This is a genomic window from Marinomonas sp. 63XJN7_7_ISO-PGPR-S23-202, assembly GCF_056173505.1.
The window spans coordinates 3,628,411-3,645,871 of record NZ_CM149677.1 but is presented as its reverse complement, the minus strand read 5'-3'; the positions used below and the strand labels follow the sequence as shown (position 1 = coordinate 3,645,871).

Below are 17,461 nucleotides of genomic sequence, written 5' to 3'. Positions count from 1 at the left end.
CAAAAGAGGAAGTGGGGTATGGCGATAACATTAAGAAACTACAATATCGTTCGTGTGATCGACAACGGCGTTATCGTCAATTGCACAGTTATCAACATGTTCTACGACTACGTTACGGTTAAATTTAAAGGCCAAGAATACAAAGTGCCTTACCATTTGATTGACGAAGTGATCGGCCACGAACTACTGATCCCAGCCTAGTTTGTGTGTAAAAACAAAGATTTAAAAAAAATGAAACAAACCCTTGTCAAACCAAAAAGGCTGGGTATAATAGCCAACACTTTTTAGGACTATAGCTCAGTTGGTTAGAGCGCTACCTTGACATGGTAGAGGTCGGCGATTCGAATTCGCCTAGTCCTACCAAAATTTATACTTACTACTCAGTAAGTTACGAAAGCCGAACCTAGTGTTCGGCTTTTTTGTATCTGAATTGGGACCAAAAAGGGACCAGATTGATACCACTTTGATCCCATCTTTGTATTTTTGCTGCTTTTTAGTGACCTCTACCCTTTAAGCTAGTTTAATTTTTTGCGTTCTTAATCTTGTAATATTTTTAATATTTTGAATTGATTCGCAAGTTTTTCAATAAATCCATCTACGTGTAGAACTCCCCAATTTCGTGCTACAAAGTAGCCTTCGTTGTTGAAGATAATTTCGGGCTGTTTTTTATAGCGGTACTTAGAATATTTTTTTTCATTGTCTGTTATTTCATCTAAAGTTTTAAGCAACTGAAAACTACAGGACTTATCAGCTCTTAAAAATTCGAAAGCAGCTTGATCAAGCAAGCCATATTCGTTTAATGCCGTAACAGCTATGTAACCTAGATCAGATTTTTTAAACCCTTCTTCATACACTTCATTATTCATAAGCAGTGTATAAGTGGATCTGTCTTTATTTGATTCTTTGGCGGCTTGTATTTCTCTACGTTTCTCTCTAACTGCTATTTGATAGCTTTCAGTTTCGGGTAACGGAATGATCTGTTGAGAGTTGATGATGAGCTCATTATTTAGCTTAAAAAGTTCAAGTCGTATGCAGGTGATATCAAGGTCCATTTGATTCAGCCATAGAACTGATGTTGTAATCTCTTTTGAAAAATCCGCAGAGGTTAAAATAATACGAATACGGTTCGCGAATTCATCCCTTTTAGGCTCATCCCACTTTAGAAAGTCGAGTAACTTCGTTTCTGCATCTTCTATAGAGTCCAAATATTGGTCGTACGCATCAATGGCATTCTCCCACGTCATATTTGCAATCATTGCAGCGTAACGAATAGCTTGAAGCTCCATATGACCGCCATCAGAAGTGCGTTTGATTTCTATTACAACTAGGTTGGCATCGCTATCAACTGCTAGAAGATCTATGCGTCGGCGCGATTCTTCGAATTCTCCATACTCTTCTGAAATGACTAGTAAGTCACCTTCTAACACTTCAATATTCTCTTTAAGAAGTCGCTGTATATCTTGACGCTCTCTTAATGCTTCCTGTTCGAAAGCTGTTTTTCTGATTGGAGTAAGTGTGTTTTCTCCAATGTGGTAAAGTGCCATACAGCTACTCCTTTTTCTGTAATAGATATGTTTTATATGGTGATGCTTCTAAAAGGGCGATTTTTTAGCTACACCCGTAACATTCATTAATGGTGACAATGTCTGTAGCACATGATTTATCTGCACTGTAATCGCTTCCCAAGTTGTCCATAGTGGATATCCTTTAGTGGTGACAAATAGGTAATTATGTCACCACTAATTTAGCCAATAGTATTTTCCATTTGTTCAATTTAAGCAGCAGTTGGTTTGCCAACTGCTGTCATTAGTTGGTCGAAATTCGTCACAACATCGTATTTCACTTTATCGCCCGCACCAGCTTCTTCTAGTTTCTTGAAGAATTTTCTAGCGCAGTCTATCTTCCTGCCTTCGATGCCTCGTAAATCAAGTGACGACATAGAGCCTTTGGTTTCGGCAATAAAATAAACATGCTTTACCGAGCCTTCTTTAAAAGAGATCGCCCAGTCTGGGTTGTAATCACCAACAGGCGTCGGAATAAAGAAACCGCCCGGTAGTTTGGCATAAACGACAACCTCTTCACTCACATCCAGTCTTTCAGCAAAGTCTTTTTCAACTTTCGAGTCGGTTATCACATAATCATAGATATGGCGTTTTAGCGGCTCTGTGGCTTTACTGAAGTCTTGCTTGCTTTGTGATGCCGTGAAGATATTGGAGTCAAAGGTTTGATCTGTTTCATCATAGCTAAGCTTATTGATAATAATGCTCGCCTTTTGCTCTTTGATAAGACGCGATACTTCAGAAATAAATTGTTCGGGGTTCTTCTTAAACAAACCAAATTTATAGTCTTCAATTCCTGTTAAAATATCCGCTGCCGTTTTACGGGTTAAAACCGTGGCCTCGCCTATTTTACCCAGCAGGTCATATTCCACCCTTGAATGAACACTGCCGCTGGTTTTATCATCATAACTTTCTTTAATGGCAAAACCCTTGCCATCCCTTAAGGCACCATCAGTAATGCCGCTATTCATTTCACCTGATTCAACACGATACGTTAGCTCAGTGACTTTAAGCTCTTTATTGATCGCAAAAATAGCGTTATCAATCAGCTCTTGAGAATCAAAGTCTACTTTATAGACCGCTTTCTTGTTAATTCGATTCCAAAGCTCTTTAAATTCTTTCTTATTAAAGTTGTCATTCAACGGGTTGGTTTTGGGCTTGCGGCCATCACCAAAATCAGGCATTTGATTAACATCGAATACGCCATCAACCAGTTTTAAAATGGCTTCGGTATAAGGTTGTAACTCAGTCGGTAAATCAGGCAACTTTCCTTCGGATTTGGCAGAATGATATTCTGGGGTTATTTCATCGGCATCGTTAGTAAAGTCGTTTTTCATTAAATAGCGATAGATTTGATTCGCCATTATCTCCGTGACAACTATCTCACCCGAATCCGTTTTTAAGGTCTTGCCATTAAAGTATTCTTTATCTGCCTTACGCGGTCTTGCGGCTAGGGTATCTGCAATCTCAGTTTGCAGATTAGTCACGAAGTCTTGATAGCTTTCGCTGGCAACCACTGTCAGTACGTTTATATCGTGAACCGTTGACGGTTGATCTTGTCGATCACCACTTTGATTAACAGAAATACGCAAACCACGGCCGACCTCTTGGCGGCGTGAGATGGTGTTGTCACTGTTTTTAAGCATGCACAGGGTAAATACGTTAGGGTTATCCCAACCTTCACGTAGTGCCGAGTGAGAGAATATAAAGCGCAGGCTTTTCTTAGCAAACGCTTCTTCACCATCGGTAGGCTTTGGTAACGACAGTAAAGCCTCTTTATCTCTCAGGATTAAATCATAAGCATCAATATCGGTGCTTTGTGTCTTTTCTGACTTGGCCGATTTAACGCTATCAACCATCTTGCCTTTTTTATCGATAGAGAAGTAACCCTGATGCGTAGCCTCAACTTGAATGTTTTTTAGGTAAGTGTGATAGTCAGGGTTAAGTTCCAATTGATCTAGTTTATAGGCAATTTGCTCGGTGTATTCTTCCTCAAATATCGTCGCATATTGGCCTTTATTATCTGGAACATCGTAATCACGATATTTGGCCACTTCATCAATAAAGAACAGAGATAACACCTTAATGCCTTGCTTAAACAACTGCTCTTCTTTTTCTAGGTGGGCCTTAATGGTTTCACGAATCTGAATACGGCGGCGCACAGCTTCATCTACGTCACCAAAAGCATCGCCAGCCGTTAATATCACGCCATTGGTAAATTCAACGGTATCGGTATTGGCGTTTATATCAACGACGACATAGTGCTTATATTGATCAAGCTCACCACTTTTAATATAGAGATCATCGCCTTTGCCAATGAGTTTTCGTTTCTTTTTAATCACACCCGTCTTTAATTTTTCTTCAATCTCTACCCAGGCTTTAGGTGCCTGTTTTGAAATTTCGATATTCTCTAAATACAAATAAGATGCCGTGCCACCTTGACCCTTTACACTGATACCGCGCACCGCAATTTTCTTAACCAGCTTTTGGTTGTAGGCATCCAGCGCATCCAATCGGTGAATCTTTAAATGATTGGTTTTATGGGTAGCCGAATAGCGAATCACCATTAGTGGCTTGAATTTAGCTAACGATTCAAGGGTTTTGTCACCCTCCATCTTTTGTGGTTCATCTAAGAATAAGATGGGACGGTTGGCGCTGATCACATCGATGGGGCGGCGCGACTGAAAGTCATCTAGCTCTTCATAAATACGCCGATTATCTTGGCCCGTCGCATTAAATGCCTGAATATTGATTATCATCACATTAATGCCACTGTCTGACGAGAAGCTCTCTAGCTCGTGCAGCTGCTTGGAGTTATAGGTGAAGAAGCGAACCTTCTTACCATAACTGTCAGTAAAGTGGTCAGCAGTAATTTGCAGCGATTTTGTCACGCCTTCACGAATCGCAATACTGGGCACCACAATGATGAACTTACTCCAACCGTATTTTTGATTCATTTCGAACATGGTTTTGATGTAACAGTAAGTTTTCCCCGTTCCAGTTTCCATTTCGACATCTAAGTGCACAGGTGCGATGGCGCGTGCATTTTTCAAATAGGCTGCTTTGACTGGCTCAATCGTTTTTTTCTTATCGTTCTTTAGCGTAAATTCAGTCAGCGATGAACTTACCGGCAAGTTTTGACGACTTTGTACTTGCTGTATATTGCGCAGCAACTCAGCCTCATCGAGCTTGATATCCGGGTTACGAAAACCTTCATCACTGTCGATAGCTAGATTTACTTGCTGGCCAGCGCTATTAGAAACACCTTTATCTAAACGATAATTGAGTGGATTGATTTTCGGCTGACCTTGAAAGCAATCGACCACTGCTTCAACCGCTGCGGTTTGGTAAGTTTGGCTTTTAAATTTAATCTTCATCGCTTATAGCCCCTTATATCGCTTTGATATCGGTGGCCGGAGCCAGCTGTTTGAAGATTTGCTCAACATTGATTTTCACACTATCAGAAACAAAACCATCATCACGGAAAACCACGCGTAATGGCGCTTTTGCAGCAAGGGCTTTAATCAAAACCTCATCAATGCCTTTATCGAAACAGGCGACTAAGTCATCGTCGTTAACAAAATACACAGCTTTGCCTTCGATAGATTCCTTGCGAATGGGAAGAGATAAATCCACGCCCCAATCGAGCATAACTTGGAATAATAAATCCTCGCTGCTGCGGTCGGTTTTAATGTGTTCCACTTGATTGAATAGGTCGTCTTTGGATATTGAATCAGGCGTGTAATGCACTTCGTTCATGTTACTGGAATCGATTTTTAGAACGCGAAAGCCTATGTCTAAATCAGTGGCTTCTGGGTTTTCTTCTTTGATTTTTTTACCTGCACGGCGGATGCGTTCTTTGCTTATATCGGATATATTCAAATAACCTTCTTTCGATGCCTGGCTTTTTTCAGAACAATGCTCTGGTAGTTGCACCAAAATAAATTTAGTTTTCAAAGAATCTGTTATGTTTGTGGCCAAAACAGCATGTGCCGTAGTTGCTGAACCGGCAAAAAAATCCAAAGCTATATCTCCAGCTTCCATATTTGCAATACGAAGCATTTGTGAAATCAATCTAACTGGCTTAGGACTATCAAAAACCCCTTTGTCATCAAATAATTTTTTGACTTCTTGGCGACCTTCTTGGTTGTGGCCAACTTCCTTATGAAACCATATTGAATTTGGTCTAAGTCCATCCTGAACTTCACTCAGAAAGGTCTTAAGTCTAGGTATTCCATCACCATTCTTTCCGAACCATATGCGATTATCTTTTACTAAATCATCAAATCGATCTTTATTAACACTCCAATACCTCCCATCAGGCGGCACACACTCTCTACCGGAGGGAGTCGTAATAGTATATAAAAGTTTTTCAGTACCCGATTTTGCAGAAAGAACTACTGACGTCCATAAGTCTCTAGGATCGTTGTCTGGGTTTGAATAGCCACTCGGAATTTCACTACCTCTTGGAAGAAGCTTCAATTCCCAAGAATCTTTATTGCCACCAAGTTTTGAGTTCTTTGCATAACAAAAAATATGGTCATGCATAGTTGAAAAATAAGATGCATCATTTGATCGTGAGAATTTCTTTTGCCAAACTATATTCGCTATGAAGTTATTTGCACCAAAAATTTCGTCGCATAACTTTCTTACACTACTAGACTCGACATCATCAATACTTATGAATATAACCCCATCATCTTTAAGTAAGTTTTTCGCTAGCCGTAATCTTGAGTACATTAAATTCAGCCAATCGGAATGAAATCTCCCATTAGACTCTGTATTAGCCACAAGTCTATTTCCTTCATCATCTTTCTGGTTAGACCTTATTAGAAAGTTATCAGTACTCTCAGAAAAATCATCTTCATAAACAAAATCGTTCCCTGTATTATAAGGCGGATCGATATAAATCATCTTCACCTTAGACAAATAGGTCTCTTGTAGCAACTTTAAAGCATCAAGATTATCGCCTTCAATAAATAAATTTTCTGTAGTATCAAAATGTACCGATTCTTCACGACAAGGGCGTAATGTTTTGGCTATGGGTGCATTAGCAGTTAAAAGTGCTTCTTTTTTACCTGGCCAATTAAGCTGATAGCGCTCTTGAGGCCCTTCAACAATATTTTTAGAAAGCTCTTGCTTGAGCAGGTCAAAATCTATCCCAATGCTCAGCTGGCCGTTATCATCTTGCTTTTCAGTTTTGCAATTGGGGAAGAGTTCTAGCAACTTATCAATATTCTGTTGCGCGATGTCGGGGCTGTGCATTTTTAGCTTATCCATATTAGTCTCTAATCTTTTAAGTTTTGTATGCTGTAAGGTTTATGGCTTAAGTTTTAAGTAATCACTTAAATTGTTGTATCATCTTATTAACCCAGCGGCAATAATTATCTGATATAATCACTGAATGAACGAAAAAATAGACCCCCGAAAACTGCCCACTTCAGAGCTTGCTAGACTACGAAAACAAGTTGTCAAACTGCGTGATAAAGGTTTCTTGTTTAAAGACATTTCAGAAGTGACTGGAGTCCATGCTGACACCGTTGGTCGTTGGTATAGAGACTACTTAAAACGTGGAAAAGACAGCTTTAAGTATAAGAAGCGTGGCCGCGAAGAAGGCCTATTTCGCAGCTTAACCAAAGCACAAGAAGCTCGCATCCAGCAAGAAATCACAGACAAAATGCCGGATCAGTGTAAGTTGAATTTTGCTTTATGGACGCGGCGGGCGATCCAACAACTCATCAAACAATTGTGGGGAAAGGATATGCCTATTAGAACGATAGGAGACTATCTAAAACGCTGGGGTTTTACACCACAAAAGCCATTGAAAAAGGCTTACGAGCAGAATCCGCAAAAAGTGTCTAAATGGCTTGAAGAAGAATATCCCTTAATCAAAGAAAGAGCGGCAAATGAAGGCGGGGAGATACATTGGGGTGATGAAACAGGCATTCGTAATGACAGTCAACATGGACGCAGTTTCGCTCCCAGAGGCAAAACACCAGTTCAAGTGATTCCAGCGAAGCACTGCCGCCTCAATATGATCTCTTCTGTCACAAACCAAGGAACAGTTCGCTTTATGACCTATTCCGATACAATGACCGCTAAAGTATTGATGCGCTTCATGAAAAGACTCATTTCCTCGTCGAAGAAAAAGATTTTTCTGATACTCGATAACCTTCGAGTCCATCATGCCAAGTTAGTAAAAAACTGGTTGGCTAAGCCAAAAATCAAAGAGCAAATAGAAGTCTTTTATTTGCCAGCATACTCACCTGAACTTAACCCAGATGAATACCTAAATTGTGATCTAAAAGCAGGTATCCACACTGATGATGCACCAAAGAATGAACAAGCTTTAAAAGGAAGAGTGATCTCACATATGAGAATGTTACAGAAGCACCCAGATCGAGTTAAAAAGTACTTTAAGCATAGGTTAATTTGCTATGCCGCTTAGAAGATATAAAATCCCGCCGGGTTAATAATCACCATGAAGCGCCGCCAACTGTTTTTTTAAGGCTTTAAACTGGTCATTCAGTTCACGCTTACGGTTAAACTGTTTTTCTTTATCACGCTTGGCTTTGGTCTGTTCAATTTGTTTGTTCAGTGCTTCTATGGCGGCTAGGTCGACGAGCTTATCCTCTAGGCTACGCTTTTTTTGTTGTGACTTAGTATGCTCATTGGCACTTTTCGATTCTTGAACATTGTGTTCACCTTGAAAACCTAAAGGTATTAGCGCTTCCAGCAACTGGTTATATAGGCTCTCTAAACTGGTTGCTGCCGGTAATGGTGCTGCATGTAGGCAGCTTGGCACTAACCACTGGCTTTTTAGGTACGCGCTTTGCTGCCATTTCTCTTTATTGCTTTGCGTGATTGTTTTAAGTTTATGGGCTGCTTGATAGGCAATTTCTTGCTCTACTGGTTCTTCCTCGTTTTCACCCCTTACCTTATCACCCTGTTTTGAATCACGGGTCAGCATAAATATGGTGGGGTGCGGTATGGCTTTGTCGATGGCGGTTAATATTTTTTCATCAAGGGTTTGCGCTTTAAGTTTTATATGAATAACTTCTAGTTCATGTACTTGCTCGGTTTTAGCTAGGTTGATGGTGCTTTCGGCCAGCTTATACGCCCACTTAATTTGGGCGACTTGCTCAACAAATAATTGTTTTAACTCGGCGTTAGCACCCGCTTGGCTGTAGATCTTTTCTTTGGGGATAACACGGCCAAACTTGGCAGCTTCTGGAAACTTCCAATGGATACGTGGTTGGTTTTGTTTGTTTGCATCATCCATCATTATTATTCATCACAGTTAGCCATATCCGCTACTAACGGCTCGCCTTGTATGACTATAAAGGCCAATAGCTCGAAGTCGCCTAGACCTCGAATACTATTCACTAGCGCGGTGGTTTCGCCACTGCTGAATAAGCTGTCTAGGTCTTTCTCTTCTTTAACGTCGACCATGCTGCGTATGGCATCGCTAAGTAGGTTTGAGTAAGGTTCCATATTGCGGCCATCTTGAGTGACTGAGTTAAACAGGGCACAGACATTGGCAATAGGGCTAGTTTGGTTTTTACAGCAGCTTCTTGTCAAATCCAGTAGACGCTTCACTTCGGTATGGTCAGCAACAATCTCGCCGTCATTACTAATGTAAACGAGGTAATAAGGGTGCAGCCAGTTTTGCTGGTCGGTATTTACTGTGTCATTAATATTCTTAAGCGCAAAGATCACCCCTGGGTTTAAGGCCTTTTCTGGATTGGCTGGCACAACGGCATGCATGCCATTGGGGGCGGTTGTAGGCTCGCCATATTTTTCGACCATACCCATTAAGTCCATCCGAAAGTCGTTAAGGCCGAGGTCGGTTATGGATACACCGGTTTTCAAGTCCTCTAGTTCAACCACTTCTTCTTGTAAGCGTTTAAGCTGTTCTTTTCGATAACTTAGATCGTTAGCTTTAGCGCTTAGTACATTGTCATCACCGGTTGCGGTGACATCGACAATGGTCATGCGACTTTCAACACGATCTTTTAGATTGATATATTCATCGAGCGAAATATCAGGCCAGTAGTTAACCAGCTGTATGGATTCGTTCGGTGAGCCAATACGGTCAACACGACCAAAACGTTGAATGATACGAACGGGGTTCCAATGGATATCGTAGTTAATGAGGTAGTCACAATCTTGTAGGTTTTGACCTTCTGAAATACAGTCTGTGGCAATCAGCACATCTATCTCCGACGGTTCTTGCGGAAGAATGGCCGCCTTAGACTTTGATATGGGCGAGAAGAGCGTGAGTATTTCTTGTATATCATAGCCACGTTTTGCACTTTTAAGGGTGCTTTTAGGTGGACTAGAGCCTGTTACCATCGCTGTGTGTAGTTGCTGTGTTGACCATAATTGGGGCGCTAATTGCTCGTAAAGGTATTGGGCCGTGTCGGCAAAGGCGGTGAAGATAATAACTTTTTTATTCCCTTTGCCCTCTATGGTATTGATTGGCTGTTCAATCTTGCTGTCAACATGCTTTATTAGATGCTGTAGCTTGGCATCGTCCGCTGGTTCAATTTTTGAAACTGACGTTAGTAAGTCGTCAATTAATTCAAGATCAACCCTTAAATCCTGCTGCCAAGAAGGCAAGTCAATGTCCATAAGTTGGATTTGTACTTTTTTACCTATGCTCATTTCTTGAAAGGCTTCGCCATCATCGTCATCCAGCAGACCCATTGCTTCTTCAAGATCGCTTATTTCTGTTACTCCGCCCTTGATATAGAATTTATCAATTATTAACCCGGCGGCAAGAATTATCTGATATAATCACTGAATGAACGAAAAAATAGACCCCCGAAAACTGCCCACTTCAGAGCTTGCTAGACTACGAAAACAAGTTGTCAAACTGCGTGATAAAGGTTTCTTGTTTAAAGACATTTCAGAAGTGACTGGAGTCCATGCTGACACCGTTGGTCGTTGGTATAGAGACTACTTAAAACGTGGAAAAGACAGCTTTAAGTATAAGAAGCGTGGCCGCGAAGAAGGCCTATTTCGCAGCTTAACCAAAGCACAAGAAGCTCGCATCCAGCAAGAAATCACAGACAAAATGCCGGATCAGTGTAAGTTGAATTTTGCTTTATGGACGCGGCGGGCGATCCAACAACTCATCAAACAATTGTGGGGAAAGGATATGCCTATTAGAACGATAGGAGACTATCTAAAACGCTGGGGTTTTACACCACAAAAGCCATTGAAAAAGGCTTACGAGCAGAATCCGCAAAAAGTGTCTAAATGGCTTGAAGAAGAATATCCCTTAATCAAAGAAAGAGCGGCAAATGAAGGCGGGGAGATACATTGGGGTGATGAAACAGGCATTCGTAATGACAGTCAACATGGACGCAGTTTCGCTCCCAGAGGCAAAACACCAGTTCAAGTGATTCCAGCGAAGCACTGCCGCCTCAATATGATCTCTTCTGTCACAAACCAAGGAACAGTTCGCTTTATGACCTATTCCGATACAATGACCGCTAAAGTATTGATGCGCTTCATGAAAAGACTCATTTCCTCGTCGAAGAAAAAGATTTTTCTGATACTCGATAACCTTCGAGTCCATCATGCCAAGTTAGTAAGAAACTGGTTGGCTAAGCCAAAAATTAAAGAGCAAATAGAAGTCTTTTATTTGCCAGCATACTCACCTGAACTTAACCCAGATGAATACCTAAATTGTGATCTAAAAGCAGGTATCCACACTGGTGATGCACCAAAGAATGAACAAGCTTTAAAAGGAAGAGTGATCTCACATATGAGAATGTTACAGAAGCACCCAGATCGAGTTAAAAAGTACTTTAAGCATAGGTCAATTTGCTATGCCGCTTAGAAGATATAAAATCCCGCCGGGTTAATAGTACCAAGCTCATAGGGCTTACGTCCTTTTCCCTGCCACTTTGGGTAATGAGGCGAGATCAACTCTTCTAAGCGCTTCCAAGGAATCACCTTATCCATTTCTAAAAGAAAGCGTTCGCGTTTTGTTTGTTTACGCTTGCTGTTATGTTCGGCATCAGAAAAGCTGAGTTGATCCATGGTATTGCCCCAAGTCGAAAGAAATAAAGAGAGTCATGCCATAAGTTCGTCTTTTTTCAGAGATTCCTTAGGTTTTGTACGGCTGCGCCAGACGCACCTTTACCGATGTTATCCAATTTGGCGATGTAAGAAACATAACTAAGTGATAATATAAATCAAATTCTACAGGTATTTAATAATGAGCAAGCCTTTTTATACGTCTGAAGCTCGAAAGATAGGAATCACCAATAGAAGTGTTTCTGGAGTCGTACCAGATATTGGCTCTTATGAATCAACTCTAGAGCGTGATTTCATGGAAAGACTGCGATTTGAGTCTAACTTTGAAAAAATCATTCCTCAGCCAGTTACTATCCAGTATGAAAATAGTAAACAAGAGCCAAGATCCTATACGCCAGATGGCTTACTACATTTCCAGCAAGATTGTTACATCAGCCCAATTCTATATGAAATTAAATACCGAGAAGACCTTAAGAATTTATGGAAAGAGTTACTTCCGAAATTCCGAGCAGCTAAGCGGTTCGCCACATCGCGAGGGTGGACGTTCAAGGTGTTTACTGAAATAGAAATTAGAACGCCATTTTTAGACAATGCAAAATTTCTTTGGCCGTATAAAAACACCATTATCGAAACAGAAATGGAAAACCATATTCTGTCAATACTGAGTGACCTGCAGGAGGCTGACCCGGATTTGCTACTAACAGCTCTATGCAGTTCACCTTACAACAGAGCAAAAATGATTCCTATGATCTGGACTCTCATTGCGAACCGAAAAATTGACTGTGATTTAGATCAGCCACTAACCATGAACAGGGGCCCCGTCAGCAAAGTGCTAAACTACTTGCCTAACACTTTTATTTAATACATTCCTCCACCAAGCTAGCAACGACATGCTAGTCGTTTCTCTTCGTCTTAAACTGGGCTAAAAGCGCATTTACTTACTGTCTTTTCTGTTTTTTTTGATGGCAACTCGTGAAAAGTGGAGTTGAATTTATTTTTTGTGCTTGGAAAGCAATCGAACTTATTGATGTACTAGTTTTTTGGAATACATGAAAGTGGGTGTTTTTCAGGTGTGTATCTTATCTCCTGATCGAACCGTTATTCAGAATAAACAAGTCTCACGAACTAAGTTAACCCGCCTTTTAGCCAATCAAGAAGCCTCGATTGTGACGATGGAAGCTTGTTATTCCAGTCATTACTGGGCACGTGTGTTTTCTGCTATGGGGCATGAGGTTCGTCTTATTCCCGCCCAACACGTGAAGCCTTTTGTACGAGGTAATAAGAATGATCGTAACGATGCATTAGCCATTGCTGAAGCCTCATGGCGGCCTAACCTTAAATGCGTTCCCCTTAAAACGGTCGAACAGCAAGACATTCAAGCGTTACATCGCATTCGCGATAAATTAATTGCCCGTCGTACTAGTGTTGTTAATCAGATACGCGGTTTATTAAGTGAATACGGCGTCATCATTCCCATGGGGTTAGCAGGATTTAAGCAGCATGTTTCCCTTTTACTTGACCCAGCTGAATCACGTTTAACGTCTCGTATGAAATTGCAGTTAGCGGAGGCCAAAGAAGAGTTTGATAGCCTGAGCCGACGGAGCTTGTCGATAGAAAAAGAGCTAAAAGTCTACGTGCAAGACAACCCTCTGTGCCAACGGCTAATGACCTTACCCGGTATTGGTGTTCTTAATGCTACCGCCTTGTTTGCCTCCATTGGTAACGGCAGCCAGTTTGGTAAGCCAAGAGACCTGTCTGTTTGGCTTGGCGTCACACCTAGCCAATATGCTAGTGGAGAAAAGTCGAGAAATGGGGGAATTACGAAACGAGGGAATCGATATCTGCGAAAACAACTGATTCACGGTGCTCGTACCTTGCTGCACAGAACAAAAGGCAAAACAGACAAACTGTCGATATGGATCCAACAGATTGTTGAGCGTCGAGGGAAAAATAAAGCCGTTGTCGCCATTGCCAATCGCCTTGCTCGATTAGCATGGATACTACTTCAACGAAACGAAGATTATCGAGCTACCACGGCTTAATGATCATAAATAAAAAAAGAAATAGATAAACTGAAAACGATTTACCTATGTCGATGAAAGCATGATGTAAAAGCGGGTTTTCCGCACTTAGCAATAGTCTGTACGAGACAAGGTTTTTAAAACCGAGTGGGTGTTTGAGACAGCTAAGTACGGATCTCATTAGGGCCAGAAACATACTAAAAAGTGTTTCATAAATAGGCCGGATATATGTCAGTACGACCCTTCATCAACGATGATCGACTAGAAAAGATCAAGATCAGTTAATAAGAAAACAAAAAATCACCCTAAGAAAGAGTGATTCGATTCAGTACGGCCTTGACCTAGCCGGAGCGTCCATATATGTCTCGCAAAATAAGAAATGGTCAATCACATTAAAAAGGCGGTACTTACGACCGTCCGCTAGCTGATCATGCATGAAGTCCATTGACCAAACCTGATCTGATTTGGTCGGTTCTTTCAGAGGCTCCGGTACATTTAGTTTCAGCTGTTTTCTTGGGCGAATACGCAGGTTCAAAGCCAGCTCACAGTAAATGCGGTACACGCGTTTATGGTTCCAAAGATAACTCTTTGTATTGCACAGGTAATGGAAGCACTGACCAAAGCCCCAATCCGTTTGCTCTACTGTGAGATCAACCAACAGCTCTGCAATCTGTGTATTTTCATCGCTGTTTTGACTCTGATAACGATAGCAGGTTTCACTGATTGAAAACGCCGAGCAAGCCAAACGAATACTAACTTTTTTATTCGCTACTGTATCCCAAGCCATGATTCTCCGCTCAGACGGCTTTACCACTTTTTTCCATGGCTTCCTGCTTTAACCGTTCCTCAGCATACATCTTTTTAAGACGACGATTTTCTTCTTCAAGCTCTTTCATTCGTGCCATTAAGGATGCATCCATACCGCCATATTTGGTACGCCATTTATAAAATGATGCAGCACTCATACCATGTTCACGGCAAAGCTCGTGGACCGGTGTTCCGGCTTCGGCTTGTTTCAAAATCGCCATGATCTGGCTGTCTGTATAACGTGACTTTTTCATGCAGAACCTCCTGCGTTTAGATTACGAGAAAGTTCTACTTTTGACTGCTATTAATTTTCGGGGGGATTACCACCTCAGGTGGGCCAATTTTAAATTGTTGTTAGTGGGTCAGTTTTGCATTGCCAGTGAAAATATATGTCCTGCTTAAATTCTACAGTCCACTACTTAAGTGCTATTTTTTTGCATTTTTTTAAATGAAAAAGCAAAGAAAGTTCAAAAAAAAAGAACTTGTATATAATTTATGTTCTTTCCTGTGTATTTTTTGAACACTACCTGCGATACCAAGTTATATGGGGGAATGGTAGCTTTGGATTTTATTTGATTAAACTTTAAGGAGTAATTATGAATAAGAATGCAGCTATTGAAGTAAAAGATAATGGAACTGTTATTTTGGTAGATGACTCATTTGAACCGATTACCGATCAGGAGCTTTTAGATGAGATTGGAGGAGGCTTAATACATGAAGCAGCTCATAACTTTGGCTGTCAATCCAACGATGGATGCACTCATAACGTATCATGTCTTTGACAAAAACAAGCGAGCCTAGTGCTCGCTTTATTTTTTAAATATTCATTTGAAAACAAAAAATATTAATTGATATTGGATTCTATTTGCTATTAGAAACGCACAAATATTATAAAATTAAAATTTAAGGACAAATATATTATGTATACAAATGAAAAGAAAATTGCTCTCGCATCTACTAATAAAATATTAGAATTAACAATATTACCAACAACTCAATGTAATTTTAGGTGCAAATATTGCTATATTGATTTTAATAATTATAAAATGAAACTGGAAGAAAGAAAAGCAATAAAAGAAATGATAAAATTAAAACATGAACAAAATGGCTTGTTACTTTTGAATTTAAAATGGTTTGGAGGAGAACCCCTATTAGGAATGGATGTAATTAGAGATATAAGCGATTTCGCGTTAGGATATACACAAGAAAATGAAATTCAACTAAGAGGTGATATTACTACAAATGCAAGTCTTTTGACACCCTCTGTCATTGATGAGCTTTTATCTTATAATGTGAGATCTTATCAAATAACAGTTGATGGAGATGATACTTATCATAATATACTCAGACCATATAAAGGAGGAAAAAAGTCTTATGAAAAAGTAATAGCAGGCTTGAAAAATCTAAAGGATAATAAATCATATTTTTCATGTATTATTAGACTTAATGTTTCAAAAGAAAATATAAAATCAGTAAAAAATGCAATAAATACATCCCTAAAAACATTTCTAAGTGATAGTCGGTTTTCTTTTTCAGTGCATAAAATTGGAAATTATTCCGGAAACTTAGAAATGGATTTATTTGGCAATGAGTCTGACCCAATTTTTGGTGGATCTGTAAAGTCTGACTATATATGTTATGCTGCCAAATTAAACGCATATGTAATATCCCCTCATTTAGACTTGTTAAAATGTACTGTCAAATTAGACAGTCCATCAAATAAAGTGGGAAAAATAAATCCTGATGGAAGTATTAGTTTAAATATAGAAAAAATAAGAAAATGGAGTAGAGGGATTATTACAAGAGAAGATAGAGCTCTACATTGTCCTGCATCCAAGGATTAAGGAATCTCTGAAAAAAGACGAACTTATGGCATGATTCTCTTTATTTCTTTCGACTTGGGGCAATACCATGGATCAACTCAGCTTTTCTGATGCCGAACATAACAGCAAGCGTAAACAAACAAAACGCGAACGCTTTCTTTTAGAAATGGATAAGGTGATTCCTTGGAAGCGCTTAGAAGAGTTGATCTCGCCTCATTACCCAAAGTGGCAGGGAAAAGGACGTAAGCCCTATGAGCTTGGTACTATGCTGAGAATCTACTGTTTGCAGCAATGGTACAACCTAAGTGATCCTGGGATGGAAGAATCACTTTACGAAATCCACTCGATGCGTCAGTTTACCAAACTTTCCCTTAGCAGAGGGGCTATTCCAGATGAAACGACGATTCTCCATTTTCGTCATTTGCTTGAGAAACATCAACTGACGCAGGCGATTTTGTCTGATGTTGTCGAGTATCTAAACGAAAGAGGTTTGATGCTACGCACAGGCACCATCGTGGATGCCACGATTATTAACGCTCCCCCTTCGACTAAAAACAAGCAAAAAGCAAGGGATCCAGAAATGCACCAAACGAAAAAAGGCAATCAATGGTACTTTGGTATGAAAGCGCATATCGGAGTCGATGCTCGTAATGGTTTGGTTCACAGCGTCCACACCACCGCCGCCAATGTCCATGATATTGTGGTGGCAGAACACATATTACACGGAGAGGAAGCGTTTGCTATAGGGGACTCAGGGTATCAGGGAATCCAAAAACGAGACGAATTTAAATACAGTGAGACGCAATGGCAAACGGTGCCACGCCCAAGCCGTTACCAGTCCGATAAGCTGAGCGATAAGGAAAAAGAGGTAGGGCAAAAAACCGCCAAACTCTTGTCGAGTATCCGAGCCAAAGTAGAGCACCCTTTTCGTATCATCAAACGTCAATTTGGCTACACGAAAACACGCTATAAGGGATTGTATAAAAATGGCGTTCAGCTACATATGCTGTTTGCCTTAGCGAATTTATATCAAGCGCGTAAGGCGTTGTGATGGGAGTTAGGGGGTGGAGTGCGCCTAAAAATAGGCAAAGAGCAATAAACTGAGCGAAAATATGACGATCGATCCGAAAAATGCACCTTCTTAACACAAAATGAGCAATAAGTTATACACAAGGGAGGGATGTTTAATTAGAGCAGAGGT

13 protein-coding genes, 1 tRNA gene and 2 pseudogenes are annotated in these 17,461 nt (G+C 40.4%); 9 read left to right on the top strand and 7 right to left on the bottom strand.

Annotated features, from left to right (window positions below; all coding sequences use genetic code 11):
- Positions 1-18: 18 nt before the first annotated feature.
- Both AC0VYG_RS16850 and AC0VYG_RS16845 read left to right on the top strand, forming a co-directional pair.
- Positions 19-201: a hypothetical protein gene (locus tag AC0VYG_RS16850; RefSeq protein WP_199477115.1), complete on the top strand. Its 183-nt coding sequence runs from the start codon at positions 19-21 to the stop codon at positions 199-201.
- Between the two features lie 85 nt (positions 202-286).
- A tRNA-Val gene (locus AC0VYG_RS16845) sits at positions 287-363 on the top strand.
- A gap of 173 nt (positions 364-536) precedes the next feature.
- Here the strand turns inward: AC0VYG_RS16845 and AC0VYG_RS16840 are convergent.
- The 3 genes from AC0VYG_RS16840 to AC0VYG_RS16830 all read right to left on the bottom strand — a co-directional run bounded on the left by AC0VYG_RS16840 (position 537) and on the right by AC0VYG_RS16830 (position 6,839).
- Entirely contained in the window at positions 537-1,544 is a 1,008-nt protein-coding gene (locus AC0VYG_RS16840; protein ID WP_475429087.1) for a hypothetical protein, read from the bottom strand.
- Positions 1,545-1,774: 230 nt separating this feature from the next.
- Positions 1,775-4,936, bottom strand: a complete 3,162-nt coding sequence (locus AC0VYG_RS16835; RefSeq protein ID WP_475429086.1) for a type III restriction-modification system endonuclease — start codon at positions 4,934-4,936, stop codon at positions 1,775-1,777.
- Positions 4,937-4,949: 13 nt separating this feature from the next.
- A complete protein-coding gene (locus tag AC0VYG_RS16830) occupies positions 4,950-6,839 on the bottom strand; it encodes a site-specific DNA-methyltransferase (RefSeq protein ID WP_475429085.1) in 1,890 nt (629 codons plus the stop codon).
- 124 nt (positions 6,840-6,963) lie between these two features.
- Here AC0VYG_RS16830 and AC0VYG_RS16825 point away from each other — a divergent pair, with 124 nt between their 5' ends.
- Positions 6,964-8,007, top strand: coding sequence for an IS630 family transposase (locus AC0VYG_RS16825; RefSeq protein ID WP_475429084.1), 1,044 nt, complete (start codon positions 6,964-6,966; stop codon positions 8,005-8,007).
- Between the two features lie 21 nt (positions 8,008-8,028).
- On the opposite strand, the gene AC0VYG_RS16820 is transcribed toward AC0VYG_RS16825, so the two are convergent.
- Positions 8,029-8,844 (bottom strand): DUF4391 domain-containing protein, encoded by an 816-nt coding sequence (locus AC0VYG_RS16820; protein WP_475429083.1) that lies wholly within the window; start codon positions 8,842-8,844, stop codon positions 8,029-8,031.
- Positions 8,845-8,846: 2 nt separating this feature from the next.
- Positions 8,847-10,268 (bottom strand): C-terminal helicase domain-containing protein, encoded by a 1,422-nt coding sequence (locus AC0VYG_RS16815; protein WP_475429082.1) that lies wholly within the window; start codon positions 10,266-10,268, stop codon positions 8,847-8,849.
- Positions 10,269-10,365: 97 nt separating this feature from the next.
- On the opposite strand from AC0VYG_RS16815, the gene AC0VYG_RS16810 reads away from it, so the two are divergent.
- Positions 10,366-11,409, top strand: coding sequence for an IS630 family transposase (locus AC0VYG_RS16810; protein ID WP_475429081.1), 1,044 nt, complete (start codon positions 10,366-10,368; stop codon positions 11,407-11,409).
- 32 nt (positions 11,410-11,441) lie between these two features.
- On the opposite strand, the pseudogene AC0VYG_RS16805 reads toward AC0VYG_RS16810, so the two are convergent.
- Positions 11,442-11,612: pseudogene (locus tag AC0VYG_RS16805) on the bottom strand (transposase); the annotation flags it as partial.
- Positions 11,613-11,790: 178 nt separating this feature from the next.
- Between AC0VYG_RS16805 and AC0VYG_RS16800 the strand changes: the two are divergent.
- The gene (locus AC0VYG_RS16800; RefSeq protein ID WP_475429080.1) at positions 11,791-12,471 is read left to right on the top strand and encodes a TnsA endonuclease N-terminal domain-containing protein; all 681 of its coding nucleotides are present in this window, start codon (positions 11,791-11,793) and stop codon (positions 12,469-12,471) included.
- A gap of 187 nt (positions 12,472-12,658) precedes the next feature.
- Positions 12,659-13,651, top strand: a complete 993-nt coding sequence (locus tag AC0VYG_RS16795) for an IS110 family RNA-guided transposase (RefSeq protein WP_475449866.1) — start codon at positions 12,659-12,661, stop codon at positions 13,649-13,651.
- Positions 13,652-14,006: 355 nt separating this feature from the next.
- Here the strand turns inward: AC0VYG_RS16795 and AC0VYG_RS16790 are convergent.
- Positions 14,007-14,691, bottom strand: a pseudogene (locus AC0VYG_RS16790) (transposase); the annotation flags it as partial.
- Between the two features lie 342 nt (positions 14,692-15,033).
- On the opposite strand from AC0VYG_RS16790, the gene AC0VYG_RS16785 reads away from it, so the two are divergent.
- The 3 genes from AC0VYG_RS16785 (at position 15,034) to AC0VYG_RS16775 (ending at position 17,311) form a co-directional block, all read left to right on the top strand.
- Positions 15,034-15,219, top strand: coding sequence for a hypothetical protein (locus tag AC0VYG_RS16785; protein ID WP_475429078.1), 186 nt, complete (start codon positions 15,034-15,036; stop codon positions 15,217-15,219).
- Between the two features lie 138 nt (positions 15,220-15,357).
- On the top strand, positions 15,358-16,281 hold the full coding sequence (locus AC0VYG_RS16780; protein WP_475429077.1) for a radical SAM protein: 924 nt from the start codon (positions 15,358-15,360) through the stop codon (positions 16,279-16,281).
- A 67-nt stretch (positions 16,282-16,348) separates the two neighbouring features.
- Positions 16,349-17,311 (top strand): IS5 family transposase, encoded by a 963-nt coding sequence (locus AC0VYG_RS16775; RefSeq protein ID WP_475429076.1) that lies wholly within the window; start codon positions 16,349-16,351, stop codon positions 17,309-17,311.
- The last annotated feature ends 150 nt before the right edge of the window (positions 17,312-17,461 follow it).